The sequence below is a fragment of the Ochrobactrum sp. MYb379 genome, from assembly GCF_037479515.1.
Classification (GTDB): Bacteria; Pseudomonadota; Alphaproteobacteria; order Rhizobiales; family Rhizobiaceae; genus Brucella.
In genome coordinates this window covers 328,816-351,160 of the sequence record NZ_JBBGYW010000005.1, presented here as the reverse complement: position 1 = coordinate 351,160, position 22,345 = coordinate 328,816, and the positions used below count along the sequence as shown (strand labels likewise).

Genomic DNA, 22,345 nt, shown 5'->3' with positions numbered 1-22,345 from the left:
GATCAGATATTTTAGCCAACCAGTGCGGCAAATCTCTCGAGATCAACATTGCCACCGCTGACGATCACGCCGACGCGTTTGCCTTTCAGTTCTGGTGCCATTTGCATAGCCCCAGCGAAGCCCAGACAACCAGTCGGTTCAACCACCATCTTCATACGACTGGCGAAGAATTTCATACCCTGCACCAGTTCATCATCGCTGACAGCCAAAATATCCCGAACGGTTTTCTGAATGACCGCAAAAGTCATATCGCCGAGCGCCTGCGTCTGCGCGCCATCTGCCAATGTCTTTGGTACGTCGATGTGAACAATTTTCCCCGAGCGCAATGACTGCTGGCCATCATTGCCGGCTTCTGGCTCAACACCATAAACATCGCATGAGGGCGCAAGCACTTTCGCAGCCAAAGCTGATCCTGCTAGCAGGCCACCACCTCCGAGACAGACGAACAATGCATCGAGTGGCCCAACCTCTTCGATGAGTTCTTTGGTTGCTGTACCCTGCCCCGCAATAATATCAGGATGATTGAACGGCGGAATGAGCGTCAGGCCGCCCTCGTCCGCAAGCTTCTTTGAGAGCGCATCACGATCTTCAGTGTAGCGATTATAAGTGACGACTTTTGCACCATATCCTCGTGTGGCGTCGAGTTTTGCAGCCGGTGCGTCTTCGGGCATGATGATCGTTGCACCAATACCAAGAAGCTTTGCCGATAAGGCAATCGCCTGCGCATGATTGCCAGATGAGAAGGCAAGCACGCCACGCTTCTTCTGCTCATCGGTAAAGCGCGCCAAAGCATTGTAAGCACCGCGAAACTTGAAAGCACCAATGCGCTGAAAATTCTCGCATTTGAAAAAGAACTGTGCCCCCGTTTGGGCGTCAATGGTCGCTGAGGTGAAGACAGGCGTTTTATGCGCATGGCCTTCAATCAATCGGGCTGCTGATACCACATCATCATAGGTAGGAAGCACAGACATCGTTCACCTTTGGAGCATTTATCGGCTTTTGGTGAGAAGAAGTTAGCCCAATAAAAAACCGGCACAATCAAAAAATTGTGCCGGTTTTATTCGATATTGTATCAGTGGTGACTAAGCTTAGAGACCTTGCGGGCCACGGTTCATTGCAGCCACACCAGTGCGACAGATTTCCACCAGACCAAGCGGCTTCATCAGCGAAATGAACTGGTCAATCTTGGCTGTCTTGCCGGTAATCTCGACGATGAAATGCTCGGTCGTGGCATCCACGATTTTTGCATTAAAAGCATCGGTCAGGCGAAGAGTTTCAGCACGTGCCTCGCCCTTTCCTGCCACCTTAATCAGCGCCAATTCACGCTCAATCGGGCGCTCATGGCCGAGTTCAACAGCACGATGGGTCATATCAACCACGCGATGCACCGGAACAATACGCTCCAGCTGATGGCGGATTTGATCAAGCACATTGGGCGTGCCGCGCGTTACGATTGTGATGCGCGACAGATGCTGCTCATGCTCGGTTTCAGAAACCGTCAGGCTTTCAATATTGTAGCCACGTCCTGAAAACAGGCCAATGACGCGGGCTAGAACACCTGGTTCATTATCAACGAGAACCGAAAGCGTATGCGTTTCTGGTGTTTGGGTATCCGCTGCGATGAAATATGCCGAGCCGGATGCTAGATTTTGTGCGTTCATGTTCTTTACTCCGGGTCAGACTAGGGCGCGGCCCTTGGCATCAATTGCATTGGCAACCGCTTCGTCAGTCGCTTCATCAGGCAACAGCATTTCATTATGCGCCTTGCCAGATGGGATCATCGGGAAGCAGTTGGCGAGATTTGCAACACGGCAATCGAAGATGACCGGCTTGTTGATTTCAATCATTTCCATGATTGCATCATCAAGCAAAGCTGGCTTGTCACAACGAATACCATGCGCACCGTAGGCTTCTGCAAGCTTCACGAAATCAGGCATAGCTTCGGTATAAGAATGCGACAGGCGATTGCCATGTAGCAACTGCTGCCACTGGCGAACCATGCCCATATATTGATTGTTCAGAATAAAAATCTTGATCGGCGCATTGTACTGGATGGCCGCCGACATTTCCTGAATGCACATCTGGATCGATGCGTCACCGGCAATATCGATAACCAGCGCATCTGGATGCGCGATCTGCACGCCGAGAGCTGCTGGCAAACCATAGCCCATGGTGCCGAGACCACCGGACGTCATCCAGCGATTTGGCTCTTCAAAATCCATGAACTGTGCAGCCCACATCTGATGCTGGCCAACTTCAGTGGTGATGTAAGTATTACGGTCTTTGGTCAGTTCGTTCAGACGCTGCAATGCATATTGCGGCATGATGACGTCTTTGTTCGGCGCATATGCAAGCGAATTGCGTCCACGCCAGCGGTTGATCTGCTCCCACCATGCGGCCATCGCATTTGCTTCCGGCTTCTTGGAAGCTGCACGGAACTGGCGAACAATATCTTCCAGAACATGGGCAACGTCGCCAATAATCGGAACATCAACGCGTACATTTTTGTTGATCGACGATGGATCAATGTCGATGTGGATTTTGCGCGAATGCGGCGCAAAAGCATTCAGACGACCTGTGATACGGTCGTCAAAACGTGCGCCAACGCACAGCATGACGTCGCAATCATGCATGGTCATATTGGCTTCGTATGTGCCGTGCATACCCAGCATGCCGAGCCAGTTCTTGCCAGATGCAGGATAAGCACCGAGACCCATCAAAGTTGATGTGATCGGGAAGTTGCTGATTTCAACCAGTTCGCGCAGCAGTTTCGTTGCAGCAGGCCCCGAATTGATAACGCCGCCACCGGAATAGATCACCGGCTTCTTTGCGGTCAGCAGCATTTCAACAGCCTGAGCGATCGCATTCTTGTCGCCTTCAATGGTCGGGCGATAGCTGGTGCGCGGCGATGTCTGCGGTGGCGTATAGATGCCGGTCGCAAACTGAATATCTTTCGGAATATCAACCAGAACCGGACCCGGGCGGCCCGTCGAAGCAATATGAAACGCTTCGTGCAGAATGCGCGACAGATCATTTACATCGCGAACCAGCCAATTGTGCTTGGTGCAAGGGCGCGTAATGCCAACGGTATCCGCTTCCTGAAAACCATCAGAACCGATCAGCGATGTTGGAACCTGACCGGAAATGCAAACCAGCGGGATCGAGTCCATCAAGGCGTCCTGCAATGGCGTAACCGCATTGGTTGCACCCGGACCAGACGTAACCAGCATAACGCCAACCTTACCGGTTGCGCGTGCGTAGCCTTCGGCGGCATGGCCTGCGCCCTGCTCGTGGCGAACAAGAATATGTTCAACCTTGTCCTGCTGGAAAAGTTCGTCATAGATCGGCAGCACGGCACCGCCCGGATAGCCGAAAAGATGTTCCACGCCATGATCGATCATGGCCTGAATAACCATTTCCGCGCCGGTCATTTCGCGTTGTCCTGCGGAGATCGTTGCCGCCTCGCTTTTTGCTGCCGTCATCGTCGTCACTTCCCGTCTGCTTTACATATTCAATTTCGTTGGTGTTTAGATAACAAAAAAGGCCCCCGAGGGAGCCTGTCTTTCGCGCATGGGAGCTTTCGCCGGATGGTTACACCATCCTGCCCATGCGCGTACGTACCACAAGAATAAGAGCTGTTCTGTTCATGGTCGGGAGACTAATCAGCGAAAATCGTGCCGTCAACGCGAAAATGCATGAAACGTGATATTTTCTTATATAAAAAAGGCATTCTCGATAAGATTATTGCCCTAACAAGGCTTCCTGCCCCGAAATATATCTTTTCCAGCTATCATCGAGCTGATTTCTGAACCAAGTCGATTGCCGTTTGGCATATTGGCGGGTGGCGATAACCGAAAGCTCAATGGCTTCTTCCCGCGTCATCTCACCGGCAAAAAATGCTGAAATCTCGCGCACGCCGATAGCTTTTAAAGCCGGCAATGCCGGATCTAGGTCCAGTGCCATTATTGCACGAACCTCTTCAAGTGCACCATGATCCCACATCAGATTGAAGCGTTGTGCAATCCGCTCTCCCAACCATTGGCGGTCTGGCAACAAAATGATCTTGCGCGCACGCGCATCGTCGACCAGCGCGGTTCCTGTGTTTTTCTGCCAGTGCAGCAACGACTGTCCGGTTCCTTCAAACACTTCAAGCGCACGCACAATGCGCTGGCTATCGGTCGGGCGTAATGTGGCAGCGATTTCCGGATCACGTTGCGAGAGCATCAAATGCAGCGCTTCCGCGCCCTCCTCGCTCATTTTGTTGCGCCAGTACTCACGCACATCGGCAGGCACCTCCGGCATCTGCGAAAGCCCGCCAAGCAAAGCACGGAAATAGAGCCCCGTCCCGCCAACAAAGATTGGCGTGCGGCCTTTAAGGTCACTGCGCGACAGTAGCGCCTCCACATCTGCAAACCATTTGCCGGTTGAATAGGAAACAGATGGAGCAACATGCCCATAAAGATAATGTTCAGCTTCATGCAACTCATCGGGCTGCGGACGAGCGCTCAGAAGGTCAAGCACGTCATAAACCTGCATGGAATCGGTATTGACGATAAAGCCGCCGGTCTTCTTTGCCAGTTGAAGGGCAAGTGCCGACTTGCCGCTGGCCGTCGGGCCAGCTATCAGGATTGCATCCTTCGCCGCTTCACTCATCGCAGGAAATGCTCCTCATGTACCGATCCGCTTCCCTCATTGCTACACTGATTGCCAATCCAGCCAAAGCACAGCTTGTTCCGTCGCTGGGGATTAAAGCCTCGGCAGCAGTGAATGCAACCGGACTTTACTGGCTGGCCGATGGCATTGCCTGCGACATACCACTTCCCTCGACCATCTCCCCTGCAGAAGCTGAGCAAGCTCTGCGCAATTCTCTTGATGGCGCGCCAGTCGATGTCGTGGTGCAGGAACAGGACAGCCGACGCAAGAAAATTCTGATTGCAGACATGGATTCCACCATGATCCAGCAGGAATGCATCGATGAACTGGCTGAAGAAGCAGGCCTGCGTGAACAGGTCTCGCTCATAACCGCCCGCGCTATGAATGGTGAAATCGAGTTCGAGCCAGCTCTGCGTGAACGCGTGGCTCTTCTCAAAGGTCTGCCGCTTTCGGTTATCGACAAGGTTATCTCAACCCGCATCACACTCATGCCGGGCGGCGTGGAACTGGTTCGGACTATGCGCAAGCACGGCGCTTATACGGCACTCGTATCCGGTGGCTTCACATCGTTCACAAAGCGCGTCGCTGAGATGATCGGTTTTAACGAAGACCGCGCCAACACCCTTTTGCACGACGGAAAACATCTAACCGGCACTGTGTCCGACCCAATTCTCGGCCGTGAAGCCAAGGTCGAAAAGCTAGTAGAAATTGCAGAGCGCCTTGGCCTCACAGCGCAAGATGCAATTGCTGTGGGTGATGGAGCTAATGATCTTGGCATGATCCAGCTTGCCGGAACCGGCGTCGCGCTTCATGCAAAACCTGCGGTCGCAGCACAGGCTAAAGTGCGCATCGACCATGGCGATCTGACCGCCCTCCTTTATATTCAAGGCTATCGCAAATCGGATTTTGTCGAATGATTATTCTGGAAACGCCTCGCCTCGTTATTCGCAACTGGGAAAACCGGGATCGCGAACTGCTTCACGAAATTAACTCAGATGCTGAGGTAATGCGTTTCTTCCCGTCTCGGCTTTCACGCGCAGAATCAGACGCATTGTTTGAGCGTCTGCAAAAAATGATCACAGACACAGGGTTTGGCTTTTACGCTATTGAGGAAAAACAAAGCGGGCAATCGATCGGCTTTGCTGGTCTCGCCCTCACAGATCTTGAACCGTGCCTCCCTGACGGCACAGTGGAAATCGGCTGGCGACTTGCACCGCCCTTCTGGGGCAAAGGTTATATGACCGAGGCAGGAAAAGCACTTCTGGCTTACGCCTTCGACAAGCTTAAACTTCCTGAAGTTGTTTCATTTGCTGTCTTCAATAACGACCGCTCCACATCGGTTATGCAGCGCATCGGAATGGTGCGGGATGAAGCCCGCGACTTCGACCACCCCAAGGTGCCTGACGACATGCCCCACCTCAAACGTCACGTCGTTTATTCCGCAGTAAACCCATCGAAAAACTGAATCAAATTCCGAACCAATTCCGGCAAGAGATTCTAAACACAAACAAAAAAGGCGTCGCAACAGTTGCGACGCCTTTCGCATTTCCAGTTTAGGAAGAAGCTAGTCGATACGGATCGTCACAAAGCGCAGCTCGCCAGAGCGCGAAGCCAACATCAAAAGCGCGTTCTTGCGGCCCTCGCGACGCAACGCATCAATCCGCTTTTTAACATCGGCAGGGGCTTTCACAGTAACCTGACCAACATCGACAATCACATCGCCAATTTCGATGCGCTTTTCAGCGGCAGCAGAACCCGGCACAACGTGAAGAACTGCTACGCCTTCAACATCTTCGGCAATGCCAAATTCGCCACGTACATCTTCATTGAGTTCTGATAGCTTCATGCCAAGCACCGTTGCGGCGGCCTGTTCCTGCTGATCTTTCTTCTTGGGATCAACCTTTGGAGCATCCGGAAGCTCCTGCCCCTCTTCGCCATCTTCCATGTCTGGCGGAGGCGCTTGGTCTTCTGTCGCTTCCTCGGTGCTCTTATCGTCTTCGATCAAACGACCGAGCTTAACCTTGACGGTCTGCTCTTTACCATCCCGCACGACAACGACCTCAACCTCATCGCCAACGGCACTCTCGGCAACCAAACGCGGCAGATCACGAGCACGTTCAACCGGTTTTCCGTCATAGCGGATAACAACGTCGCCCGCCTTGATGGCTTTATTATCAACTCCAGAATTCTCGATAATACCAGCGATCAGCGCACCCTTCGCATCTTTCAGGCCAAGGCTTTGCGCAATGTCATCGGTCACTGGCTGAATACGCACACCGAGCCAGCCGCGACGCACTTCGCCAAATTCTTTGAGCTGATCGATAACACCAACGGCCATTTCCGCAGGGATCGCAAAGCCAATACCAATCGAACCGCCCGATGGCGAATAGATCGCTGTATTGATGCCGATCACCTTGCCGTCCATGTCGAACAGCGGACCGCCGGAGTTACCACGGTTGATCGCAGCATCGGTCTGAATAAAATCGTCATAAGGGCCGGACTGAATATCGCGCTTACGGGCAGAAATGATGCCGGCAGTTACTGTGCCGCCAAGGCCAAACGGATTGCCGATTGCAAGCACCCAGTCGCCGATGCGCGCTTTATCAGAATTGCCGAACTCAACAGCTTTGAGCTTATGCTTGGTTGGATCGACTTTCAGCACGGCGAGATCGGTCTTGGTGTCCTTACCGACAAGTTCCGCTTTCAGCTTGGAACCATCGACAAAATTCACTTCTATCTCATCCGCATCAGCGATGACGTGATTATTGGTGACGATAAAACCCTTTTCGGCATCAATCACAAAACCAGAGCCAAGCGACTGTACTTTGCGCGAATCGCCTTTCTTATCGCCGCCTTTTTCATTGAAAAAATCGTTGAAGAATTCTTGAAACGGTGAACCTTCCGGCACCTGTGGCATCGGTACGCCACTGTCTTCTTCGCCGTCTTCTTTAACCGTCTGCGATGTCGAAATATTCACAACCGCATCAAGCAGACCTTCAGCCAAATCGGCAACGGACCCCGGCCCCTGCCTGATTGGAGCAGTTTGCTGAGCAAAAGAGGGAGATATGCCAATCGCAACTGTCCCTGTAAAACTCATCGCTCCGAGAGCAACGGTTGCTAAAAGGGTGCGGCCAAATCCCGCCTTGGATGCAATTGCCATGAAGCTCCGCTCCGTTTTTGTCTGCATGAAAAAGCGAAAAGATTAGATCGCTGCAAAATACGGCCTGTTTACGGCCCCGCATAGAGTGGAGAGCAGAAATATAATGAATGAACTGGCTTATCCCCTAACAAGCCAGACAATAAAGACACCAATCGCCAATGCGCAAAGCCCGGCAATCCGCAACATGCCTTCCGGCGCTTGAGATGCATCACGCGCCAGCTTTTTGGCAATCAAAGGAAAGCCGCCGTAGAGCAGCCCCTCGAATACGAAGAGAAGTCCTACGGCGGCTAGAAAATCGCTCATATGCGATAATCTCTCTTACTGCGCTGGCGCTGTTGCAGGTGCGGTAGTCGGCAACTGCCCAGCGGAATCACGGAAGAACTTGAAGAACTCCGAATCTGGCGAAATAACCAGTGTTGTATCAGGCGTTTCAAGTGCCTTACGATAAGCTGCCATTGAACGATAGAACGAATAGAAATCCGGGTCTTTCGATGCGGATTCAGCAAAGATCGCACTACGCTCTGCATCGCCTTCACCGCGGAGGATTTCCGAGTCCTTACGCGCTTCAGCGACAGTTTCTACAACCTGACGATCAGCAATAGCGCGAATACGCTGTGCTGCTTCACGACCACGCGCACGCAGACGTTCTGCTTCCGCAAGACGTTCGGCCTTCATACGCTCATAGGTCTGCTGTGAGACTTCAGCGGTCAAATCCGTACGACGAATGCGAACATCTTCGATGGTGATGCCAAGCGATGTCGCATCAGGGCGAAGCTGATTTGCAACTTCACGCATCATATCGCCACGTTCTTCGGAAAGTGCAGCTTCAAAGCCGCGCTGACCGTAAACGCCACGCAATGCAGCATCAAGACGCGTACGCAGACGCTGTTCTGCAAGCAAAACACTACCCGATACGGTTTCACGGAACTTGCGCGGATCAGTGATGCGGTAAACGAGGAATGCATCCACGTCGTAGAACTTGCCGCCCGAAACCTGAACGCGAATATCGTCAAGGTCAAAGCGCAGCAGGCGATCATCGATCAGCTGAACCGTATCGGCATCAAGGAAACCGAAAGGCATTTTGAAGTAAATGCCCGGATCGGTTTTCACATCAACGATCTGACCAAAGCGCAGAACGATTGCCTGCTGGCGTTCATTAACGATGAATACCGACGAATAAATTGCGAAAGCAACGATGGCGATAATGCCGAAAATAAACGGAAGCCTGTTATTGGCCATGATTAGTTACCTCCGCTATTCGTCGTTGCGTCAGCGGCACCCGGACGCGGCTGCTGGCGCATAAGTTCACTCAATGGCAGGTAGGGCACGACATCCTTACCAGCTTCCACGATAACCTTCTTGGTGCCAGCAAGCACTTCTTCCATGGTTTCGAGGAACAAGCGGTTGCGTGTTACTTCAGGAGCGTTTTTGTATTGATCGACAACGGAGCTGAAGCGCTGTGCTTCACCTGTTGCATCCTGAACAACACTGTTTTTGTAAGCCGCAGCTTCTTCACGCAGCTGTGCTGCCTGACCGCGTGCCTGACCAAGACGCTGGTTCGAATACTGATTGGACTCTTCTACGAAGCGGTCTTCATCCTGTTCAGCGCGCTGCACTTCATCAAACGCATCTGCCACTTCACGCGGCGGCGCGGCGTCTTCGATGGAAACGGCATTCACCTGAATACCGGTGTTATAGCGATCAAGCGTGGCCTGAATAATTTCGCGTACACTCTGCGCAATTTCAGCACGATTATCACGGAAGACATCCTGTGCAGGACGACGACCAACGATTTCACGAATCGCACTCTCAGAAACCTGCTGCACCATGGCATCCGGATTCTCAACGTTGAAAAGATAATCGCGCGGATTAGCAACACGATAAAGAACCGAGAACTGAACATTGACGATGTTCTGATCGCCAGTCAGCATCAGGCCCTGCGTCGCAGTCCGTGAACCCTGACCACCGATATTGATCTGCTTTTCGACGATCTGAGCCTTTTCAACGGTCTCAACAGGCCAGAAAAGGAAATGCAGGCCCGGCTCGGAAACTTCAGCCTTTGGTTTACCAAAAACGAGCTCAACAGCGAGTTCGTCTGGCTGCACCGTATAGACCGACTGGTAAAGCCAGAGGCCAAGCACTGCTGCACCAATCAGGAAAAATACACCACGATTGCTGCCGCCTTTACCGCCGCCGCCACCTGGGAAAACTTTTTTCAGACGATCCTGCCCTTTGCGAAGAATATCCTCAAGATCAGGAGGCGTGTTCTGGCCGCCATTGCGTGGCCCTTTCGGACCCTGACCCCAAGGGCCACCTTTATCGCCATTGCCGCCATTATTATTGTTGTCGCCGCCGCCACCCCATGGGCCTCCGCCGCCGCCATTCTGATTACTCCAGGGCATCCTCACCTCTCGTCCGGGAGACGGGAAAGCCTGTTCAACTTCCCGTCATCAACTAATGTTACCGTTTTATAGGCATCGCGAGGGCCGCTTTCAACGTGAAGCGGCAAATTTCCTGCGTTATAATTTATATAACGTGTCGGTCGTACCGAATATAACGCGTTGGATGGCTATCTTTCTCGCCCGCGGGCACTTCTTCGGAGCTGACTTCTTGCCAGATTTCCGAATCGATTTCCGGGAAAAATGTGTCACCATCAATGGTCGCGAGAACGCGCGTCAGATGCACACGATCAGCAAATGGCAATGCCTGTGCGTAAATCTTGCCGCCGCCAATGATACAAACCTCATCTACACCAAGTTCAGCCGCAAGCTCGCGCCCCAGTTCAATTGCCGCATCGAGCGAGCTAACAATGGTCGCTCCGTCCGCTTTGAAAGCTACATCCCGCGTCACAATAAGGTTGGGACGGCCCGGCAGCGGGCGACCGATGGATTCCCATGTCTTGCGACCCATAATAACGGGCTTGCCAAGCGTGATCGCCTTAAACCGCTTGAGGTCTGTGGAAAGCTTCCACGGCATATCATTGTCGCGGCCAATGACATTGTTTTCGGACGCTGCAACGACAATCGAAAGAACGGCTTTGCTCTTGGTCATATCTTAAACCGCAATCGGTGCTTTGATTGATGGATCAGCTTCATAACCCACCAGCTCAAAATCGTCGTAACGGAAAGCAAACAGATCTTTCACATCCGGGTTGATGCGCATGGTCGGCAAGGATTTCGGCGTGCGGGTCAGTTGCAGACGCGCCTGCTCGAAATGATTGGAATAAATATGCGCGTCACCCAGCGTATGCACAAAATCACCCGGCTCAAGGCCTGCAACCTGCGCAATCATCATGGTCAGCAACGCATAAGATGCAATATTGAACGGAACGCCTAAGAAAATATCTGCCGAACGCTGATAAAGCTGGCAAGACAGTTTGCCGTCCGAGACATAAAACTGAAACAGGCAATGACACGGCGGCAAAGCCATTTCATCGACCAGCGCCGGGTTCCATGCTGAAACGATCAAACGTCGTGAGTTAGGGTTTTCGCGCAACATCTTCAAAAGATTCGCAATCTGGTCGATATGGCGGCCATCAGGCGCTGGCCATGAGCGCCACTGATAGCCATAGACCGGGCCGAGATCACCGTTCTCATCGGCCCATTCATCCCAGATCGAAACGCCATTTTCTTTGAGATAAGCGATATTGGTATCGCCTTTCAGAAACCACAGCAGTTCATGGATGATCGATCGTAGATGCAGCTTCTTGGTGGTGAGAACGGGAAACCCTTCAGCCAGATTGTAGCGCATCTGATAGCCGAAAACTGAACGCGTGCCTGTCCCGGTGCGGTCGCCACGGTCTGAGCCATTGTCGAGCACATGCTGGAGAAGATCGAGATAGGTGCGCATAGGGGTACTTTCCGGGCCGATTCGTCTTAACCCAATATAAGAAAAACCCCGGCTTTTAACACCGGGGTTTTCAGTCTGGACTGTGGACGACGATTAAAGATCGCCGAGCTTACCAAGCTGCTTCGCAACCAGATAATAGAAGGTGACGCGACCCTTGTTACGATCGCCCTTCATCACTTCGGCCACATGGTCTACCACTTCGACGGCTTTGGCTTCATCAGCAACGCCGAGCTTCTTGTGAACCCAGCTGTCGCGGACGCGCTTGAGTTCTTCAGGATCGGTTGCAGAAACTAGGGAGGAATCGCGATTGCGCAGCGCAATGCCAAGATGCTTTACGATCTTCTCGACAACGGCTTCATCAGCAGCGGCATCATAACGACGGACATCCGCGAGATAGTCACTCATAGATTCACTCTCCTTCGATTGGCTTTAGCCCCGGTTAAACCTCCGCTACAGCCGGACAATGACAATCCCAATCCGGCATGCACCGATAGTCTTGTCAGGATTGACCAGCCTGCGATTGCTGTCAATGAAAAATGAACGCAAAAAGCGAAGACAAACGAGCGCCAACAACCTGTTAAATCATAACTCCCCTCTTCCAATCGCGAAGAAGGACGCCTATATACGTCGTGTCAGCGCAAGCTGACTATGGTGATAAACGGACGATGTAATAAACCTATTGGACCCGGGGGCGGTACCCGGCGCCTCCACCAGAACGCAAGAAGCAGTAAACGCGAGTTGCGCTGTGGCGGGGGCGAAATAGGATCGACAAGGGTGTAAAGATCGCTCTTTTGCTCGGCATGATACCACCGTTATCGGGTCAATTGAGTAGTTGCAAATGACAACAAAGCTCAGGGTTACGCTCTCGCTGCTTAATCGCGGTGCGAGAAACCCAACCTAAGTCCTTCTGGTTAGCACCTTGAGGCGGGGTTCGGAGGCACCTGGCAACAGAAGCCTCCACTTTTCCCATCTTTAGATTGTTGCCACTTCCGCTTCTGGCTGTGCTTTGCGCGCAAACACAACGCGACTAAGCAGGAATGCGATAAGCGCACAGATCGCAATACCACCAATCATCGGCTTCGCTGAACCGTCAAAGAATGCGCCGGTAACGCCGATTGCAATGCCGCCAATGACGAAATGCAATGTGCCCAGAAGTGCCGATGCTGTTCCGGCAATTGCTCCGTGATCTTCAAGCGCCAGCACTGCGGTCGTCGGAATGACAAGTCCGAGAAAACCGTAACCAACAAACAAAAATGCCGCGATCAGCCAAAGGCCGGTATGGCCCATGAGAACTGCGGCAAACATCGCAAGCATAACGGCGGCAAAGCCTGAAACGGCGACCTGCATCACGCGACGCAATCCAAAACGCGCACCCAAGACGCCATTCAGCTGCGAAACGCTGAAGAACGAAACGGCATTAATCGAAAACGCAATTGCATACTGGCTTGGGCTGAGGCCGTAATGATCAATTAGAATAAACGATGAGTTTGCCAGATAGACAAAGAAGGACGCGATGCCGAAGCCGCCAATACAGGCCAACCCCATAAAATAGCGATCTTTGAGCAAGCGGCCATAACCCGCAAGCGCGCTGCTGATATTGCTATCAAGCCGAGCTTCGCTACCCCGCGTCTCTTTAAGCGACGTTGCGATCAGCACAACGCCCACGATTGCTGCCACCAGAACTGCCCAGAAAACACCGCGCCAACCAAAGAAGTCGATAAGCACCGAACCACTCAGGGGTGCTAAAATAGGTGAAATCGAAAAGACGAGCATCAATAGCGACATCAGTTTTGCTGCATCAACACCCGTATGCAGATCACGCACAATCGCACGCGGAATAACCGAGCTTGCCGCAGCGCCCAAACCCTGAATGAAGCGGAACAGGACCAAAATATCGATATTGGTCGCGAGTGCTGAGCCGATACTGCCAACAGCAAACAGGATCAGTCCGCCATAAAGCGGAAGCTTGCGTCCAACCATGTCCGACAAAGGACCAACAAAAAGCTGCGCAATCGCGAGAGCGATGAAGAATGCCAAAAGACTCATCTGCACAGCACCGGTCTCGGCGTGGAGATCGGTAGCGATGGTTGGCAATGCGGGCAGATACATATCAATGGCAAATGGGCCGATTGCCGAAAGAAGACCAAGAATAATCGCGTTACGCACGAGACCTGAAGTGGGAGAGCCTGAACTCATTGGGGGCGTACTTTCATCAATGTTTCGTGAGTCGCCCGTTACGCGTTTGGTTCCGGCGCATCGCTTGGGAGGAAGGGCAAGCCGGGACCAAATAACGCAACTAAGCGACTATCCACATGCTTATGCTACATAATTTCGCGATATTTGCGATGTATCCAGCCCCCAACCGGGTATCGCAGTCTCTCAAAAGCGGGTAGCCATCCCCATAATGGACGAATTACAATAACTGTTTTGACACTACTGTAAAATTAGACACTATTGTCCAAACCGTCAAGCCGCATTATGTTATGAATATGAAACCTACTGACATGCTCGATAGTGCCGTTCTCGCAGACAGACGCCCACTCCTTTCTGAAGGGGCAAATTCTGCGTCCGCAAAATCGGGGTTAAAGCCCGGCCAATGTATGAAGCGCGACTTCATTCTTTGCGCGGCAGCACGCGTTTTTTATCGAGATGGGTTTCAGGGCGCCAGCATCGATCTGATAGCCAGCGAAGCTGGCGTATCACGCCAGACCATTTACAATCATTATAAAGATAAAGAAGCACTGCTGGCGGCTGTTGTTGACGATGCATTCGACAGAATGTCGTCTGGTCTTTTTGCTGTGCTCGCTACTTTTCCTCAGTCTGGCGAAAACCTCGAAGAAAATCTGGTCGCCTTCTCGATCAGGATGAGCCGCAATTGCGTGCATGATTCTTCGACTGTCTTCTTGCGCAAACTGTTTCAGTCCGATGAAGATGCCCTGCCCCTACATGGCAATATATGCAGCAACAAGGGGCCCGCACAGGCAGTTCCAGCCATTGCCGCCCATCTGGCGCGCTTAGCATTGGCCGGTGATCTGGTCATTGAAGACCCCGATTTGGCAGCACGTCATTATCTGGCGCTTATCAATGCGGATATTCATTACCATCTGCTAACCGGCCAGACAGTTGATGATTCAATTATTGAAAAAAGCGCGATCAACGGTGTGCGGACATTTTTAATGGCCTTTGGTGCGCGCGCTTAAGCATTTCCGCACCTCCCCGGGCTCACTTTTTTCTTGATATATTTTAGATTCGTCAGAGAACAAACTTGACATCAACCTGCGAATCCGTGGGATAAGCAATCTATGGTTCAGGATCTCATTCGTTACGATATTCTCGCTCAGGAAGCCCTCCGTGGCGTCATTCGCAAGGTTCTTGCGGAAGTGGCAGCGACTGGCTTGCCTGGCAATCATCATTTCTTCATCACGTTCCTAACAGGGGCGCCCGGTGTACGCATTTCATCGCGACTTAAGGAAAAGTATCCTGAGCAGATGACAGTGGTGTTGCAACATCAGTACTGGGACATGGTTGTCACTGATCAGCTGTTTGAAATCGGCTTGTCATTCGGTGACGTGCCAGAAAAGCTGACAATCCCATTTTCTGCTGTCCGCGGCTTCTACGATCCATCGGTCAACTTTGAACTTGAGTTCGATGTATCGGTTGTGCAGCCAACAAGCGACAATGATGAAGGTGGCAACGTCTCCTCTATCGAATTGATCTCGTCCGAAGATGCGCCTGAAAAGGCCAAGCCTAAATCCAAATCGCGCAAATCTGCTGCTGATAAAGGTGATAGCGCTGCAAAAGACGAACCGGCATCTGAGGATGACGATACAGAAGCCAAGCCATCGGCAGACGTGGTTTCCCTAGATTCTTTCCGTAAAAAATAAGTTTTAACTTCACTGAGAATACCAAACACCGGCTGAACATTCTGCCGGTGTTTTTTTATAGCAGTCGTGCCGCTCTTGACTTCGATCAAAGCATCTCAACAAATGCTCTGTAAAACTGAGATAAACAAAAACGCATCACAGGACAGGCCCCAACATGTTGCGAATTATTGCTCAGATCGTTCTTTGGTTCAGCGGTATCATTGCCGGTTTCTTCGTCGCTAAAGACGCCCCGAACTTTCCGATGTGGCAAATGACTTTCGGGTTGCTGCTCCTCGTGATACTTTCGCTGATCATCTGGTGGATAACCAATCCAAAATCGCCAAACAAATAAGGCGATGCCCACTGACATACTTGGCAGGCATTCATGAGTGAAATTATCAATCTGCGCCAGTTCAAAAAGAACAAGGCGCGTGCCTCGCGGGAAGAACAAGCCGATCAGAACCGCATTCTGTTTGGCCGGACAAAAGCCGAAAAAGGCTTTGCGAAAGAAGAAACGCGCAAAGCCAATAGCTTTCTCAAAAACAACAAGCTTGAGCCAATCAACAAGCCGAAAGCTGAAGAGTGAGCGGCTCCCTCAGCACTACAGGACGGCTTAAAAAGCGCTCTGTGAGTATTCGTGGACATGCAACGAGCTATACGCTCGAAGACCCATTCTTCGAGCTGCTTGAAGAGATCGCAAACACGCGGCAAGTATCTGTCGCATCGCTTGTGACGGAGATCGACGGGCAGCGCGAGCGCAGCGTCAACCTCTCTTCTGCTCTCAGGCTCTACATACTTGACTGGCTAAAATCAAAAATTCGGTCTCAAGGCTGAGAATTCGGCGCAACATTTGGCGCCTGCTCCAGATCTTTCAAAAACTCATTCAGCGACTGACCACCCTCACCATTCAGTTGTGCGGGCTGATTAGTGCCCTCAACGGGTTTCTGCGCTTCCAATGCATTTCTGGCAGCCTGTTCGCGAGCTTCTGCCTCTGCTCTTTTTCGAGCCTCTTCCTCGAGCTGCACACGCTCGCGCGCTTTGGCATCCGATGCTAGCAAGTCCAGCTGGCGTCTCAGCCGCTGCTTTTCCATGATGCTCGCCTGCATCGCTTCAACCCGTTCCTGCTCTCGCTCCAATGCGCGCTGCGTCAGAAACTGAACCAGCGGCTGGCGATCAAATTGAACTGTAGGGTCGTCATAGGTTCCGCCAATTGTATAGCGAAGACTTGCTGTGGTTGAAGGTTGCACATCGTCCGGTTGATCAAATGCGAAGCTGCCTTCACCACTGAGGCCCAGCGTAGAAAGATTAAGCTGCATATCGCCGCTCAATGTGGCGTCGCCCGATGCAAGACTGATCGGTGCAAGTCGTGCGATGCCTCCGGCAATCGTAAAATCAAAGCGCGGATTACCAAGCGCAAAGCGACCCTGACCAATTGCCTTATCGGTCAATGCGCTGAAAGCTTTAGCATCCAGCTGCGTGGCACCTACGGGCTGATCACCCAGACTATCAGCCTCAGTCAGCATTGCCGGAAAAGCCGTTTGATCAAAGCCATTGATTGCGAAATTCTCGACATCAACGCTGCCTGAACCAGCTAACGACGCAACCAGTTCGGCGACATTCGAGCCGCTACCATTCAAAGTCAGAGCAGCCTTAATCGTTCCATCCAATGGGCTGCTACCCGTCGAAGAATGATAGAAATCTTCGAGCCGTGCACCACTCCATTTAAGATCAGAAGACAGCAGCGCGGTTTTATCGTTGTTGCGTAGAGAAATATTGCCAACCAGATACCCGCCAGCCCAGTTTCCCGTCAGCTCATTAAGTGCCAGCCCATCCATATTCTTCTGAACGCGCGTAGAAAAATCGCTCACGGTTCCGAAGCCATCCATGTGTGCTTGCGCTGCAGTCAGCTTCATATCCATTAGCAGCGTCAAAGACGGACGCGTAGCAAATGGCGTATTTGGCCAGATAGAAGCCTTACGCGGCGAAGATGGCTCAAGCGCATCCTGACCAAGCATGATTGCTGCGAGGCTGCCAAGTTCAACAGAGGTCAGCTTTGCTTCACCTTTGATCTGCGGAAGTCCACTATCTGAAAAGTTCGCTTCAAGACGAGCGGAGATATCATCTCCGCCAAGCTTACCCGCAAAATTCGGGAACCGCAGCAAACCTTTGGCAAACTGAAAATCGCTCGATAGATCAGCGGACAGTCCTTCGCCAAATCCCGGAAGCGTGTAACCCGCTGTTGCGATAAAGGGTTGCAAATCGGCAGACTTCACCTGAGCCTTACCGCTCGCCGCAATATCTCCGCCAACCATCGACAAAATGCCATCCGCAACTGCAGATCCATCAGGTGCCGTCAGTTTGAGTTGCGTTCGCATGCCAGCACTTGGCGCGCCCTGCATGGTGAGATCAGCCGTCAATTCGCCAGCAAGTCCGAGCGGCAATGTTGGAACGCCCAATAAAGCCAGAACCGTTTCGCCATTCGTAGACGTTGCAGTTCCGTTGAGCTGCATCTGCATCGGATCGTTTTCAGCGCTTCCGCCGCTGGTCGTGCCGGACAGGTCAAGCTTCATACCGCCTGCTTTGCCCGTCACGCTAAACGACGCCTCGCCACCCTTTGCAGGTGTCTTTGCTGGCACTTCCTTGGCGCGTGATCCTTTGGCACTTCCCGCAACCGGCGCGGCGGTCACACCATTACCGGTGGGTGCCACGGCATTGGCGATGATATTAATCTCCGTGTCCTCAAAGAGACCCGGATAATTATCTGCGCGCGCAGAGAGCGAACGGAAAAATGGAACTTGCGGATGACGATGCGCAGCGAGTGTCAGAAAATGCGACAGATCAGCGGAAAGCAAAGTTGCATCAAGTTTGCCTGACGGCGTTGCTGCAAAAGGCTCATAAGTGCCGGTTGCAGTCAGCGTTGTTCCTGCAACATCATTGACCATCAAACGGTCAAAATCAAAACGGCCATTATGAATACGAACAGCAAGATCAACACTCGCTGCTTCCATATCCTCATATTGAACAGGGCCAGCGGTGAACCCAATATCAAGCGCTTGTCCATCAAGTGAAGCAACGCCATGACCGCCTGAGAAAAAGCCTGTAAATGCACGAAGTGCATTGCTATCAACTGCACCACCTTGCAACCGCAGCGTAATAGCTGGTTCGGCAGAACCTGCTACTTGCCGCAGGAATGTACCTTTCAGCGTCGTTTGGCCCATACCGACTTCAAGGTTATCAATGCTCTGCATGCCTTCACGCAAATTCACTTTGCCTGAAAAGCCCACGCTATCGAGTTTACGGATGGATTCATCAACAGTTTCATTCAGCCATGCTGCAAGACCGGATGGCTGGCGCGAAGCCACAAGCATATCGCCTTCAAAACCGAAATCGCGCCCGACCGAAAGTCTGCCTTTGGCCTCAATCTTTGTACGGCCCGGCAGATCAGCTTCAAACTGACCAATATTCCAGCCATTTCCATCAGGCTCTGCACTGATTGTCACGGAACGAATAGTCGTTCCACCGGCAATCACTGCCGGTAGCCGTAAATCGACATTGCCGGGGATTCCAGGGATCGGCAATTGCTCAAGTATCCGCCGTAATGTCTCAAGGCGCTCGCCATCAGCGACGGGTGTGGGTTGCTGATCCTGCGTTTCAACCGGACCCCAGAATATCTGCTGGCCGTCAGCACTGATTTCAAAATGTGGCTTATCACCGTAATCAATAAGAGCCTTGCCATTCACCACGTAAGGATTGTCGGCCGGTCCCTGCTCCATGCGAAACTCGCTGGCATCGAAATGGATTTTATTTGCAGAAAACTTGCCACTAACACGAAGGTCACTGAAAAATGGCTTCTCTACTGGCTCTTTCTGGTTCTTGGCGACTGACCCCATCGCATCAGCAGAACGGAGTGAAAAGCTGCCAGCATAGTTCAGACGACCATCATCAAGCGTAATGTCACCATCAGTCTCAAACGATGCGGGCACCGCTTCAGGCGATATGCGCGCTCGAAGGCGCAGAGAGCCGTCGGGCTTGGCTTCACCGCTGGTAAGATCAAGCGCCAGCTTCTGACCTTCAATTTCTAAAGTGCCGTTGGCCAGCCATGGCCCTGCAAGACTGTTGGCAGAGAGAACCGCATTTATATCGCTGGCATTGTGAACGCGTCCACTCGCCTCATCGATAAGGGTCGTAGTTCCGTCCGTGATTGAGAGGCGTTCAACCTTGATCTGCGCCGGATCAAGCGGTGTGGAAGGACGGATCGCCCAATCCACCTTGCCATCCTTATCGAGCGAAATAATCGTATTCGGGCGTTCGACACGCATATCGAAAATCAGCAACTGGCCGCGCAAAAATGGCATCAGTTCCGCATCCATCGAAAACGTATCGACCGTCATCACGGGATGCTCATTATCAGCGCCCACACGCACATCGGAAAATGCCACTGAAGGGAACGGCAGCAATCGCGCACTCACGTCGCCTGTCACATGCACTGGACGGCCAAGGATCTGGCTTGCCTCGCGCTCAAACTCGGCACGATAGCCGCTCCAGTCGACAAATGGCGGAACGACCAGCGCTGCGGTCAAAAGCAACACCAGCAATCCACCCACGATGACGAATATGCGGCCCAAGCGAAACTCCGATAATATGCAGAGCGCGAAACAATCCTTGAATCACGCGATTTTTATCGGTGCAACATAGCGGGATCGATCCGGCGATAACAAGGCAAATTGCCTGCGCAATCGCCGATTCAGCCGCGACATTGAATCGCCTTCTTAAAAAGACGATTCAAAGGACTGATTTGAATCAGGAAATCAGGATTTTTCCCGGATTCATAATGTTATCTGGATCGATCGCTTTCTTGATCATCCGCATGTAGTCAGTCGCGTCACCAAGCTCCATTGCAAGATATTTCATCTTGCCCTGCCCGATACCATGTTCTCCGGTACACGTACCCTCCATGGCAAGCGCACGCTTCACCAGGCGATCCATAAAATCTTCTGCGCGCTCCATTTCCGATGCATCGTCCGTATCAAGCAGAAGAAGCAGGTGGAAATTACCGTCGCCAACATGGCCAACAACGGGAGCAATCAATTCGCTTTCAGCCAGATCTTTTTCTGTCTCAGCAATGCAGTCCGCAAGCCGTGAAATCGGCACGCATACGTCAGTCGAAACACCCTTCGCACCAGGGCGCAAAAGGAAAGATGCCAGATAAGCGTCATGCCGCGCGCGCCACAAGCGGTCGCGTTCTTCCGGATCATTGGTCCAGCGGAACTCGCCGCCACCATTTTCCGCAGCAATCTCGCCAAAGATTTCCGCCTGTTCCGCAACGCCGGTTTCGGTGCCATGGAACTCGACAAACAAATAAGGCTGCGCCTCATAGGGCAGCTTGGAATGCATAATCAGTGCTTCCATCTGGAGCTTGTTCACGAGCTCAATACGCGCAACGGGTATGCCCATCTGGATGGTTTCAATAACCGCGCGGCAAGCTGATTCAACATCAGGGAACGGGCAAATCCCGCCCGACACCGCTTGCGGAATACCCTGCAATTTTAAAGTCAGTTCAGTGATAATACCGAGCGTGCCTTCAGAACCGATCAGCAGCCGTGTCAGATCATAGCCAGCCGCTGTCTTCTTCACACGTTTGGATGTTTCGATCAGGCGACCATCGGGCATCACGGCTTTCAGCGCCAATACGTTTTCACGCATTGTGCCATAGCGCACGGCATTGGTGCCAGACGCTCGTGTTGAGGCCATACCGCCAAGGGTCGCATTTGCACCCGGATCGATTGGGAAAAACAGTCCGGTATCACGCAAATATTCGTTCAGCTCTCGGCGCGTAATGCCCGGCTCAATAACGCAATCAAGATCTTCCGCATGAACTGCCAAAACACGGTTCATCTGTGTGAGATCAATCGACACGCCACCGGCAGGCGCATTCACCTGTCCCTCAAGCGAAGAACCAGCGCCAAATGCGATCACCGGCACCTTATGCTCGGCACAGATGCGGACCACAGCCTGCACATCATCGGTTGTCTGTGCAAAAATGACAATGTCGGGCGCCTGCGTCGGCACATAGGTCGTCGTGTGGCCATGCTGCTCGCGAATTGCCTGTCCGGTCTGTGCTCGCTCACCAAACCGCTGCTTGAGGAGCGCAACTGCAGCTGCAATGCCCTCTTCATTACGCTGAAGGGCAACCACATTCTGAAGCGACATCGTTTATTCTCCGTATTTTAATTTATGCTGCAGCTAAGGCCAGCGCGACGGGATCTTGTCCCAAATGTTCAGCAATAGCCCGCACGACAAGATTATGATCTTCACGCTGCGGAAGGCCCGAAACAATTGCTGTTCCGATTACGCCCGCACCTGCGATATGGATGGGGAACCCACCACCCGCTAAAGCATAATCGGCAACATCCAGTGCCTTATGGTCTGCAAACATTTTGTCTTCGCGATTTTGTTCCAGAACAAGGCGATAGCTCGAAGCGTGAAAGCGACGCACGACATTAAATTTACGCCGCAGCCATTCGGTATTGTCAGCGGTGGTTCCAGCAGTTGCTGCAAAAAACAGACGGCGATCCCAAAGCGAAATATCAATCGCAACCGCGAGCTTCTGTTTCACCGCAATATCGCGTATCCGCTGGCCGAGTGAAAATGCATCATTCTCGGTGAAACTTGTGAAAATAAGTGCCTGTTCTTGCCGGATGATCTGCTTGATGTCGTCGCTTTGCGCCATGTTCAACACTCTCCCCAAACATTTATTCAGCTCTTTTGCGCCCTCATTCACATGATTGCAACCGTTGAACCCCACCATCAAACTTGATTG

The 22,345-nt window shown here is 52.2% G+C and carries 22 protein-coding genes and 1 other RNA gene; 8 read left to right on the top strand and 15 right to left on the bottom strand.

All coding sequences use genetic code 11. The annotated features are described in order from the left end of the window. Positions 1–11: 11 nt before the first annotated feature. The 4 genes from WH356_RS13990 to miaA all read right to left on the bottom strand — a co-directional run bounded on the left by WH356_RS13990 (position 12) and on the right by miaA (position 4,653). Positions 12–971, bottom strand: coding sequence for a threo-3-hydroxy-L-aspartate ammonia-lyase (locus WH356_RS13990; RefSeq protein ID WP_339511754.1), 960 nt, complete (start codon positions 969–971; stop codon positions 12–14). 117 nt (positions 972–1,088) lie between these two features. Beyond that, entirely contained in the window at positions 1,089–1,661 is a 573-nt protein-coding gene (ilvN, locus tag WH356_RS13985) for an acetolactate synthase small subunit (RefSeq protein WP_007875697.1), read from the bottom strand. A gap of 15 nt (positions 1,662–1,676) precedes the next feature. Then, on the bottom strand, positions 1,677–3,482 hold the full coding sequence (locus tag WH356_RS13980) for an acetolactate synthase 3 large subunit (protein WP_339511753.1): 1,806 nt from the start codon (positions 3,480–3,482) through the stop codon (positions 1,677–1,679). A 259-nt stretch (positions 3,483–3,741) separates the two neighbouring features. Beyond that, complete coding sequence (gene miaA, locus WH356_RS13975) at positions 3,742–4,653, bottom strand: tRNA (adenosine(37)-N6)-dimethylallyltransferase MiaA (protein ID WP_339511752.1); 912 nt, start codon at positions 4,651–4,653, stop codon at positions 3,742–3,744. A 17-nt stretch (positions 4,654–4,670) separates the two neighbouring features. Here miaA and serB point away from each other — a divergent pair, with 17 nt between their 5' ends. Then, the gene (gene serB / locus WH356_RS13970) at positions 4,671–5,570 is read left to right on the top strand and encodes a phosphoserine phosphatase SerB (protein WP_339511751.1); all 900 of its coding nucleotides are present in this window, start codon (positions 4,671–4,673) and stop codon (positions 5,568–5,570) included. After that, on the top strand, positions 5,567–6,118 hold the full coding sequence (locus tag WH356_RS13965; protein WP_339511749.1) for a GNAT family N-acetyltransferase: 552 nt from the start codon (positions 5,567–5,569) through the stop codon (positions 6,116–6,118). Before serB ends, WH356_RS13965 begins: the two co-directional genes overlap by 4 nt. Before the next feature lie 99 nt (positions 6,119–6,217). Here WH356_RS13965 and WH356_RS13960 read toward each other — a convergent pair whose 3' ends face one another. From WH356_RS13960 to WH356_RS13930, 7 genes are all read right to left on the bottom strand, one after another. Further along, positions 6,218–7,813: a Do family serine endopeptidase gene (locus WH356_RS13960; RefSeq protein ID WP_339511747.1), complete on the bottom strand. Its 1,596-nt coding sequence runs from the start codon at positions 7,811–7,813 to the stop codon at positions 6,218–6,220. Positions 7,814–7,930: 117 nt separating this feature from the next. Then, complete coding sequence (locus WH356_RS13955) at positions 7,931–8,116, bottom strand: DUF2065 domain-containing protein (RefSeq protein WP_339511745.1); 186 nt, start codon at positions 8,114–8,116, stop codon at positions 7,931–7,933. Positions 8,117–8,131: 15 nt separating this feature from the next. Further along, positions 8,132–9,052 carry a protease modulator HflC gene (gene hflC, locus WH356_RS13950; protein WP_339511744.1) on the bottom strand — a complete coding sequence of 307 codons (921 nt, stop codon included), beginning with the start codon at positions 9,050–9,052 and terminating at the stop codon, positions 8,132–8,134. Between the two features lie 2 nt (positions 9,053–9,054). After that, on the bottom strand, positions 9,055–10,215 hold the full coding sequence (hflK, locus tag WH356_RS13945) for an FtsH protease activity modulator HflK (protein WP_339511743.1): 1,161 nt from the start codon (positions 10,213–10,215) through the stop codon (positions 9,055–9,057). A 124-nt stretch (positions 10,216–10,339) separates the two neighbouring features. Beyond that, positions 10,340–10,864, bottom strand: coding sequence for a dihydrofolate reductase (locus WH356_RS13940; protein ID WP_339511742.1), 525 nt, complete (start codon positions 10,862–10,864; stop codon positions 10,340–10,342). Positions 10,865–10,867: 3 nt separating this feature from the next. Further along, positions 10,868–11,662, bottom strand: coding sequence for a thymidylate synthase (locus tag WH356_RS13935; RefSeq protein ID WP_339511741.1), 795 nt, complete (start codon positions 11,660–11,662; stop codon positions 10,868–10,870). A 93-nt stretch (positions 11,663–11,755) separates the two neighbouring features. Further along, positions 11,756–12,067: a DUF2853 family protein gene (locus tag WH356_RS13930; RefSeq protein WP_339511740.1), complete on the bottom strand. Its 312-nt coding sequence runs from the start codon at positions 12,065–12,067 to the stop codon at positions 11,756–11,758. Positions 12,068–12,254: 187 nt separating this feature from the next. On the opposite strand from WH356_RS13930, the gene ssrA reads away from it, so the two are divergent. Continuing rightward, positions 12,255–12,624, top strand: a transfer-messenger RNA (tmRNA) gene (gene ssrA, locus WH356_RS13925). 10 nt (positions 12,625–12,634) lie between these two features. On the opposite strand, the gene WH356_RS13920 is transcribed toward ssrA, so the two are convergent. After that, positions 12,635–13,858, bottom strand: coding sequence for a multidrug effflux MFS transporter (locus tag WH356_RS13920; RefSeq protein WP_339511739.1), 1,224 nt, complete (start codon positions 13,856–13,858; stop codon positions 12,635–12,637). 287 nt (positions 13,859–14,145) lie between these two features. On the opposite strand from WH356_RS13920, the gene WH356_RS13915 reads away from it, so the two are divergent. The 5 genes from WH356_RS13915 (at position 14,146) to WH356_RS13895 (ending at position 16,359) form a co-directional block, all read left to right on the top strand. After that, entirely contained in the window at positions 14,146–14,862 is a 717-nt protein-coding gene (locus WH356_RS13915; RefSeq protein ID WP_339511738.1) for a TetR/AcrR family transcriptional regulator, read from the top strand. Positions 14,863–14,964: 102 nt separating this feature from the next. Continuing rightward, on the top strand, positions 14,965–15,546 hold the full coding sequence (locus tag WH356_RS13910) for an SspB family protein (protein ID WP_339511737.1): 582 nt from the start codon (positions 14,965–14,967) through the stop codon (positions 15,544–15,546). 154 nt (positions 15,547–15,700) lie between these two features. Then, positions 15,701–15,877 carry a hypothetical protein gene (locus WH356_RS13905; protein WP_339511736.1) on the top strand — a complete coding sequence of 59 codons (177 nt, stop codon included), beginning with the start codon at positions 15,701–15,703 and terminating at the stop codon, positions 15,875–15,877. A 33-nt stretch (positions 15,878–15,910) separates the two neighbouring features. Next, positions 15,911–16,111, top strand: coding sequence for a DUF4169 family protein (locus WH356_RS13900; RefSeq protein ID WP_339511735.1), 201 nt, complete (start codon positions 15,911–15,913; stop codon positions 16,109–16,111). Then, complete coding sequence (locus WH356_RS13895) at positions 16,108–16,359, top strand: ribbon-helix-helix domain-containing protein (RefSeq protein ID WP_339511734.1); 252 nt, start codon at positions 16,108–16,110, stop codon at positions 16,357–16,359. The genes WH356_RS13900 and WH356_RS13895 overlap by 4 nt, the downstream gene beginning before the upstream one ends. Here WH356_RS13895 and WH356_RS13890 read toward each other — a convergent pair. From WH356_RS13890 to WH356_RS13880, 3 genes are all read right to left on the bottom strand, one after another. Further along, positions 16,350–20,150, bottom strand: a complete 3,801-nt coding sequence (locus tag WH356_RS13890; RefSeq protein WP_339511733.1) for an AsmA family protein — start codon at positions 20,148–20,150, stop codon at positions 16,350–16,352. The two genes, WH356_RS13895 and WH356_RS13890, sit on opposite strands and share 10 nt — an antisense overlap. A 175-nt stretch (positions 20,151–20,325) precedes the next feature. Further along, positions 20,326–21,735 carry an FAD-binding oxidoreductase gene (locus tag WH356_RS13885; RefSeq protein ID WP_339511732.1) on the bottom strand — a complete coding sequence of 470 codons (1,410 nt, stop codon included), beginning with the start codon at positions 21,733–21,735 and terminating at the stop codon, positions 20,326–20,328. Positions 21,736–21,757: 22 nt separating this feature from the next. After that, positions 21,758–22,255, bottom strand: a complete 498-nt coding sequence (locus WH356_RS13880) for a heme-degrading domain-containing protein (protein ID WP_339511731.1) — start codon at positions 22,253–22,255, stop codon at positions 21,758–21,760. Between the last annotated feature and the right edge of the window lie 90 nt (positions 22,256–22,345).

Coding starts and splice junctions, on each gene's coding strand:
- WH356_RS13885 (WP_339511732.1), bottom strand. CDS start 21,735: ATGTCGCTTCAGAATGTGGTTGCCCTTCAGCGTAATGAAGAGGGCATT.
- serB (WP_339511751.1), top strand. CDS start 4,671: ATGTACCGATCCGCTTCCCTCATTGCTACACTGATTGCCAATCCAGCC.
- WH356_RS13935 (WP_339511741.1), bottom strand. CDS start 11,662: ATGCGCACCTATCTCGATCTTCTCCAGCATGTGCTCGACAATGGCTCA.
- WH356_RS13930 (WP_339511740.1), bottom strand. CDS start 12,067: ATGAGTGACTATCTCGCGGATGTCCGTCGTTATGATGCCGCTGCTGAT.
- WH356_RS13915 (WP_339511738.1), top strand. CDS start 14,146: ATGAATATGAAACCTACTGACATGCTCGATAGTGCCGTTCTCGCAGAC.
- WH356_RS13965 (WP_339511749.1), top strand. CDS start 5,567: ATGATTATTCTGGAAACGCCTCGCCTCGTTATTCGCAACTGGGAAAAC.
- WH356_RS13980 (WP_339511753.1), bottom strand. CDS start 3,482: ATGACGGCAGCAAAAAGCGAGGCGGCAACGATCTCCGCAGGACAACGC.
- WH356_RS13960 (WP_339511747.1), bottom strand. CDS start 7,813: ATGGCAATTGCATCCAAGGCGGGATTTGGCCGCACCCTTTTAGCAACC.
- WH356_RS13900 (WP_339511735.1), top strand. CDS start 15,911: ATGAGTGAAATTATCAATCTGCGCCAGTTCAAAAAGAACAAGGCGCGT.
- ilvN (WP_007875697.1), bottom strand. CDS start 1,661: ATGAACGCACAAAATCTAGCATCCGGCTCGGCATATTTCATCGCAGCG.
- WH356_RS13940 (WP_339511742.1), bottom strand. CDS start 10,864: ATGACCAAGAGCAAAGCCGTTCTTTCGATTGTCGTTGCAGCGTCCGAA.
- WH356_RS13880 (WP_339511731.1), bottom strand. CDS start 22,255: ATGGCGCAAAGCGACGACATCAAGCAGATCATCCGGCAAGAACAGGCA.
- hflC (WP_339511744.1), bottom strand. CDS start 9,052: ATGGCCAATAACAGGCTTCCGTTTATTTTCGGCATTATCGCCATCGTT.
- WH356_RS13990 (WP_339511754.1), bottom strand. CDS start 971: ATGTCTGTGCTTCCTACCTATGATGATGTGGTATCAGCAGCCCGATTG.
- WH356_RS13910 (WP_339511737.1), top strand. CDS start 14,965: ATGGTTCAGGATCTCATTCGTTACGATATTCTCGCTCAGGAAGCCCTC.
- WH356_RS13905 (WP_339511736.1), top strand. CDS start 15,701: ATGTTGCGAATTATTGCTCAGATCGTTCTTTGGTTCAGCGGTATCATT.
- miaA (WP_339511752.1), bottom strand. CDS start 4,653: ATGAGTGAAGCGGCGAAGGATGCAATCCTGATAGCTGGCCCGACGGCC.
- WH356_RS13920 (WP_339511739.1), bottom strand. CDS start 13,858: ATGAGTTCAGGCTCTCCCACTTCAGGTCTCGTGCGTAACGCGATTATT.
- WH356_RS13955 (WP_339511745.1), bottom strand. CDS start 8,116: ATGAGCGATTTTCTAGCCGCCGTAGGACTTCTCTTCGTATTCGAGGGG.
- hflK (WP_339511743.1), bottom strand. CDS start 10,215: ATGCCCTGGAGTAATCAGAATGGCGGCGGCGGAGGCCCATGGGGTGGC.